The 6,369-nt window shown below is 69.7% G+C and carries 6 protein-coding genes; 4 read left to right on the top strand and 2 right to left on the bottom strand.

Annotated features, from left to right (window positions below; translation table 11 throughout):
- A partial coding sequence (locus ELR45_RS36000; protein ID WP_165368210.1) for a CdaR family protein occupies positions 1–931 on the bottom strand: 931 nt, incomplete at its 3' end.
- A 228-nt stretch (positions 932–1,159) separates the two neighbouring features.
- Here ELR45_RS36000 and ELR45_RS29430 point away from each other — a divergent pair.
- Both ELR45_RS29430 and pruA read left to right on the top strand, forming a co-directional pair.
- Positions 1,160–2,086, top strand: coding sequence for a proline dehydrogenase family protein (locus tag ELR45_RS29430; RefSeq protein WP_129669474.1), 927 nt, complete (start codon positions 1,160–1,162; stop codon positions 2,084–2,086).
- A gap of 41 nt (positions 2,087–2,127) precedes the next feature.
- A complete protein-coding gene (pruA, locus tag ELR45_RS29425) occupies positions 2,128–3,741 on the top strand; it encodes an L-glutamate gamma-semialdehyde dehydrogenase (protein ID WP_129669473.1) in 1,614 nt (537 codons plus the stop codon).
- Between the two features lie 38 nt (positions 3,742–3,779).
- Here pruA and ELR45_RS29420 read toward each other — a convergent pair whose 3' ends face one another.
- On the bottom strand, positions 3,780–4,748 hold the full coding sequence (locus tag ELR45_RS29420) for a hypothetical protein (RefSeq protein WP_129669472.1): 969 nt from the start codon (positions 4,746–4,748) through the stop codon (positions 3,780–3,782).
- A 148-nt stretch (positions 4,749–4,896) separates the two neighbouring features.
- Here ELR45_RS29420 and ELR45_RS29415 point away from each other — a divergent pair, with 148 nt between their 5' ends.
- Together ELR45_RS29415 and ELR45_RS39560 are read left to right on the top strand one after the other, a co-directional pair.
- Complete coding sequence (locus ELR45_RS29415) at positions 4,897–5,808, top strand: pseudouridine-5'-phosphate glycosidase (RefSeq protein WP_129669492.1); 912 nt, start codon at positions 4,897–4,899, stop codon at positions 5,806–5,808.
- Positions 5,809–5,837: 29 nt separating this feature from the next.
- On the top strand, positions 5,838–6,369 hold a 532-nt coding region (locus tag ELR45_RS39560; RefSeq protein ID WP_420813974.1), incomplete at its 3' end, for a carbohydrate kinase family protein.

The following is a 6,369-nucleotide window of genomic DNA, read 5'->3' as shown; positions in this document are numbered from 1 at the left end:
GTGCCGGAACGGCCTGCGCGACGCGGGTCGCCAGCCGTGCCTCCTGCCAGGAGCCTCGAGCGTGTGCGAGGTCGGTACGGGGCGCGCCGATCCCGGCGATGAGCTCGACCGGGTCGGCTTCGTCGAACCAGTCTGCCGGAGAGTCCAGCAGCCGATCGGCGATCTGTCGTGCGGGCATGAGGTCGGCCGCCGACAAGGGGTATGCCGTCGACGAGGGGTATGCCGTCGACGAGGGGTCTGTCGTCAGCGAGGATTCTGCCGCCGCGGAGGAACGCGGCGGCGGCGCCGGCAGCAGCAGCGTCGCGTGGTCGTCCTCGACCGAGACCAGGACCGAGCGCGGCAGCTGGGACAGGTTCAGCGGGAGCGGCCGGCCGGCCTCGGGCGAGGTCACGGCTGTGCGGATGTCGACGGCGGCGACCGGCGTGCCGCGGGTGATGATCCCGTCGTCGTCGATCTCGCTCGCCGCGCGCTCGGCGATCTCCGGGTCCGCGGACAGCACGTCCCACAGCTTGTAGCCGAGGTCGTCCCGGACCCGTGCCTGCTGGGCCATCAAGGCACCGGCACGAGCCGCCAGCTCGAACGCGGCCCTCACCCCGGCGTCGTCGATCTCCTCGTCCGGATCGAGCATCCACAGGTAACCGTAGGTGATGCCACGCCAGCGCACCGGCAGGCACAGCCGGCCAAGCACCCCGCGCTCCGGCGACGACGGGATGCGCACCGGCTGGTCGGCGGTGGTGATACCGAACTGCTCGAACCAGCTGCGCACCCCGGCTGACGATTGCCGCCCCAGGATGGTGTTCTGGCGGACCTCGTCGATACCGGCGTGGTGCGAGCCGAAGGCGACCAGGTTGAAGTGGCGATCCTCGAGGGTGGCCGGTTTACGCAGAACCCGGGACACCTCATCGACGATGTCCTGAAGCTCGGGTCGCATAGCCGTCCTCCAGTGAGCCATCGTGTCGGGATTCTTGCAGGCCAGAGCCGTAAAGTCCAGGCCGATTGAGCATTTGTACAAACCAGCGTCATTACTGTGTGGCACCTGTCCGCTGTGCGCATGCCGGATGGATGCGTAGTTTCGCCGTCAACCGCCCGTGCGTAGCCCGGGCGCCGCGTCGTGCGCGCGTGAGGGATTCACGACGCGTCACCCTATCGGGGAGGTCATGTGCTCGGTCCCACGCTGCTGGCGGCGTCGCGTAGCCCTCGGGTGAAGCACCTGGTCACCAGCACGCCGGTGTCGCGTCGGCTGGTGGATCGCTTCGTCGCGGGTGAGAGCGAGAACGACGTGGCCGGCGCCGCGGAGCGGCTGATCATGTCGGGCCTCGCGGTCACCGTCGACCGCCTCGGCGAGGACACCATCGACGTCGCCCGCGCCCAGGACACCCGCGACGCATACGTGGGTCTTCTTGAACGGCTCGGCCGAGAAGGCATCGCCGCCTGGGCCGAGGTCTCGCTGAAGCTGTCCGCCGTAGGCCAGGCGTTACCCGGAGACGGACGCCGCATCGCGCTGGAGAACGCACGTGCCATCTGCGCGGCGGCGCAACGTGCCGGCACGACCGTCACGGTCGACATGGAGGACCACACGACGGTCGACTCCACCCTTGAGACCGTCCGCGAGCTGCGTGCCGACTTCCCGTGGGTGGGTGCGGTGCTGCAGTCGTGCCTGCGACGGACCGAACAGGACTGCCGCGACCTCGCGTACGACGGTTCGCGGGTGCGGTTGGTCAAGGGTGCCTACGCCGAGCCCGCCGGTGTCGCCTACCCGTCGAAGCATGACGTCGACTGTTCCTACGTCCGCTGCCTGCGGATCCTGATGGCCGGCTCGGCGCACCCGATGGTCGCCACGCACGACGCGCGGATGCTTCAGGTGGCCAGTGCATTGGCCGCCAGGAACGACAGAGCACCGGGCAGCTATGAGTACCAGATGCTGTACGGCATCCGTCCGCGTGAGCAGCGCCGTCTGGCCGGGACCGGCAGCCAGGTCCGCGTCTACCTGCCCTACGGCGCCGACTGGTACGGCTACCTGATGCGCCGGATGGCCGAGCGCCCGGCCAACCTGACGTTCTTCCTCCGATCCGTGCTGACCCGCTAGCACCACCCTGCCCCTCAACCCGCCGACGAAAGGAAAGCGCCGTGGACGCTGTCACCCATCCGCCCCTGCCCGTGAACGAGCCGGTGAAGGCCTACGCGCCGGGGAGCGCCGAGCGTGGCCGGCTGGAGGCGAAGCTCAAGGAGCTCGCATCCGATCAGATCGAGCTGCCGGCGTCGATCGCGGGTGAGTGGCGGACCGGCGGCGGCGCCGAGCAGACAGTGGTGCAGCCGCACGACCACGGGCACGTGCTCGGGACGTTCCGCTCGTCGACGCGGGACGACGCGCGAGCGGCGGTCACTGCGGCCGCCGATGCGGCACCGGCCTGGCGGGCGATGAGCTTCGACGACCGTGCCGCCGTCATCCTCAAGGCCGCAGAATTGCTGTCCGGGCCGTGGCGGGACACCGTCAACGCGGCGACCATGCTGGGGCAGAGCAAGACCTTCGTGCAGGCGGAGATCGACTCGGCATGCGAGCTGATCGACTTCTGGCGGTTCAACGTGCATTTCGCGCGGCAGATCCTCGCCGAGCAGCCGGCGGCGAACGCACCCGGGGTGTGGAACCGGCTCGACCACCGCCCGCTGGAGGGCTTCGTCTACGCGGTCACGCCGTTCAACTTCACCGCCATCGCCGGGAACCTGCCGACCGCACCGGCTCTGATGGGCAACACCGTGCTCTGGAAGCCGGCCCCGAGCCAGCAGTTCGCCGCGTACTGGACGATGCGGCTGCTGGAGGAGGCCGGAATGCCGCCGGGCGTGATCAACATGCTGCCGGGCGACGGCGTCGCGGTCTCCGACGTGGCGCTTGCCGACCCGTCGCTGGCCGGCATCCACTTCACCGGCTCCACGGCGACGTTCCAGCACCTGTGGCGCTCGGTGGGGGAGAACCTGACGTCCTACCGTTCCTACCCGCGGGTGGTCGGTGAGACGGGTGGCAAGGACTTCATCCTCGCGCACCCGTCGGCGGATCCGGCGGTGCTGCGGGCGGCGATGATCCGCGGGGCGTTCGAGTTCCAGGGTCAGAAGTGCTCGGCGGCGTCCCGCGCCTACGTACCGCGCAGCGTGTGGCGGCGGATACGGGACGACCTCGTCGCCACCGTGCAGGAGCTGCCGATGGGCGACGTCCGGGACTTCGGCAACTTCATGGGAGCCGTCATCGACTCTCGTTCGTTCGCCCGGTTGAAGGCCGCGATCGACCGCGCGCACGCGCAGCCGTCGACGAACGTGATCGCCGGCGGAACCTACGACGACTCGGCGGGCTACTTCGTCCGGCCGACCATCGTGGAATGCGACGACCCGCGCGACGAGGTCTTCAGCACCGAGTACTTCGGCCCGTTCCTGGCCGTCCACGTGTACGAAGACGCCGACTACGAGCGCGTCGTCGAGCAGATGGAGGACGTGGCGCCGTACGGCCTGACCGGCGCCGTCATCGCCCAGGACCGCGCCGCGATCGCGCACGCCAGCCAGGCGTTGCGCTTCGCCGCCGGGAACTTCTACATCAACGACAAGCCGACCGGCGCCGTCGTCGGCCAGCAGCCCTTCGGTGGTGCACGGGCGTCGGGGACCAACGACAAGGCCGGTGCGCCGCAGAACCTGCAGCGGTGGACGTCCACCCGGGCCATCAAGGAGACCTTCGTCCCGCCGACGACGCACACCTGATCAGGAGGGAGATGACCTGAGGCCGGCGTGCACCGGTCTCAGGTCATCCGGGACACAACGCTGATGTAGTGGCGAGCCTCGGACGTGTGCAGCTGGACGGCGACGGTGACCGCGAGTCCGGCCTGGACGACGGCGAGGCCGCCGAAGGCGAGCGGTGCACGGACGTCGCCGAGGAAGATCATCGGAGCCAAGCTGAGCACGTAGATGGTGCTCAGCGCCACGGGAACGTCGCCTGCCCACCGGTAACCCCTGCTGCCTGCCCAGCTCAGCCAGAGCCACGCGGCGGCCATGACGACCGCGGCGACCACGAGCATGCGGAACCCGTTCGTGAGCAGCCGTCCGGATCCACCGTCCACCAGGTCGCCGCCGAACGCCGTGTAGAAGGCGCGCACGACGTCGTCGGTTCCGTCGCGGCCGACGACAAGCAGGACCAAGCGGACGATCTCGAGGCCGGCGGCGGCGAGCATCAGCCAGACCGAGAGGTTGATGGACCTCGGCGTGTCGGGAATGAACTCGTCGTCGGGTGATTGGGTGGACGGCGCGGACTCGGCGGGCCACCGGCTGCGGGCGGCGATCAGCACGGCGACGAGGATCGGTGCGAGCACGATGAGCCGCGTCTGCCACAAAGCGCCGAGGAAGAAGATCCCCAGCCCGATGAGCAGGCTCAGTACGCACGCCGCGGCGACGATATGCCCCGCCCAGGAGAATCGCCTGCTATGCACCAGGACCACGGGCCACCAGAGCAGGACGAGTGCGATGGAGACCAGGATCTCGAAGCCGTGATCGCGGCCGAGCAGAGCCACGGTCAGGACGATCGCGAGGATGAACACGGCAATGCCCTGAAGCGCATCGATGACGAGCTCGAACTCCGAGGACCGATCGTGACCCATGCCCGCACGCGACCGGCCGCGCGGGTGCCGCGTGGAGCCGTGGCCTTGGTGATCGGGCTGCGCATCCGGACCGTCGACGTCGTCCGCCCAGGACCGGTCGTCGCGTTCGCCCATCATGTGGGGCGTCGTCGTGTGCACATGTGCGCATCAAACCACATAGTGGTGCGCGGCCGATATCACATCCAGCCGCTGGTCCGCGTGGATGTGCGTGCCGTGAGCCGCTGCTCAGGCGTGGCGAGGTAGCGTCCGGAGTGTGTCTGAACCAATGATTCATATCGCCGCCGAGGTGCGCGCGGCGCTGGCCGACGGCCGTCCGGTGGTCGCCTTGGAGAGCACGATCATCTCGCACGGCCTTCCGCGGCCGGACAACCTGCGGGTAGCGCGCGAGATCGAAGCGGCGGTCCGCGCGCATGGGGCCGTCCCGGCGACGATGGGCATGGTGGCCGGGGAACTGACCGTCGGGCTGGACGACGAGTCGCTGACCAGGCTGGCGACGAGTGACGACGTGATCAAGCTGTCCGCCCGGGACCTGCCGATCGCGGCGGCTCGCGGCGCCGACGGCGCGACGACGGTCGCCAGCACCAGTGCTGTCGCGGCGTCGGCGGGCATCGGGGTCTTCGCCACCGGCGGGCTGGGCGGGGTACATCGGCAGGCGGGGGAGACCTTCGACGAATCGGCCGACCTGACGACGCTGGCCCGCACGCCGATCGTGGTCGTCTGCGCGGGTGTGAAGTCGATCCTGGACGTCGGCGCGACATTGGAGCGGTTGGAGACTCTGGGCGTCGGTGTCGCCGGCTACCAGACGACACGCTTCCCGGGGTTCTTCATCACCGACAGTGGGTTTGAGCTGGACTGGCAGCTGGACTCAGCGGACCAGATCGCGCGGGCGTGGCATGCGCAGCGATCGTACGGGGTGAATCCGGGTGCGCTGGTGGTGGCCAACCCGCTGCCGGAGTCGCAACAGCTCGACCCGGAACTGCATGATCGGGTCCTCGCCGAGGCCTTGGCGGTCGTCGAACGCGATCACGTCACGGGCAAGGAGGTCACGCCGGTGCTGCTGGCGCACTTCCACAGTGCGACCGGCGGCGCCAGCCTGGCCACCAACATCCGGATCATCCTTGCGAACGCCGCACTGGCGGCGCGGATCGCCGTGGCCGCCGCGAAGCCCGCGTCGTGATCGTCGTCGGCGATGTGGTCACCGATGTCATGGCGACACTCGTGTCCGCGGGCGCGGATTCCATGAGCTCGGACTCGATGAGCACGGTGCGGCTCGCGGTCGGGTCCGACACGCCCGCCGAGATCCGCGTGAGCGGCGGCGGCCAGGCGGCGAACACCGCGGCATGGCTGGCATCGATCGGCACCGACGTCACATTTGTCGGCGCGGTCGGCGATGACCAGGCGGGTCATGACCGGCTGGCCGAGCTACGCGAGGCTGGTGCGCGGACCCGGGTGGCGGTGCGGCCCGGCGTGGCAACCGGTTGCGTCATCGTCCTGACGCACGGCGATGAGCGCACCATGATCAGCGACCGTGGCGCGAACGCGCTGCTCGACCCCGACGACGTGTCAGCGGCGATCCGAGACAGCGATGCGGGCATGAGCCCGGACGGCCACGCGAGCGTAGGCCACCTGCACCTGTCCGGATACACGCTGCTCGACGACCGGTCGCGGGACGCGGGGCGGCGTGCGTTGGATCTGGCCAGGGACGCCGGCCTCACGACGAGCGTCGACGCCGCCTCGG

It is taken from the genome of Phytoactinopolyspora endophytica, assembly GCF_004138495.1.
GTDB lineage: Bacteria > Actinomycetota > Actinomycetes > Jiangellales > Jiangellaceae > Phytoactinopolyspora > Phytoactinopolyspora endophytica.
Note: the sequence above shows the minus strand (reverse complement) of the source record. Positions and strands in the feature narration are given on the sequence as shown.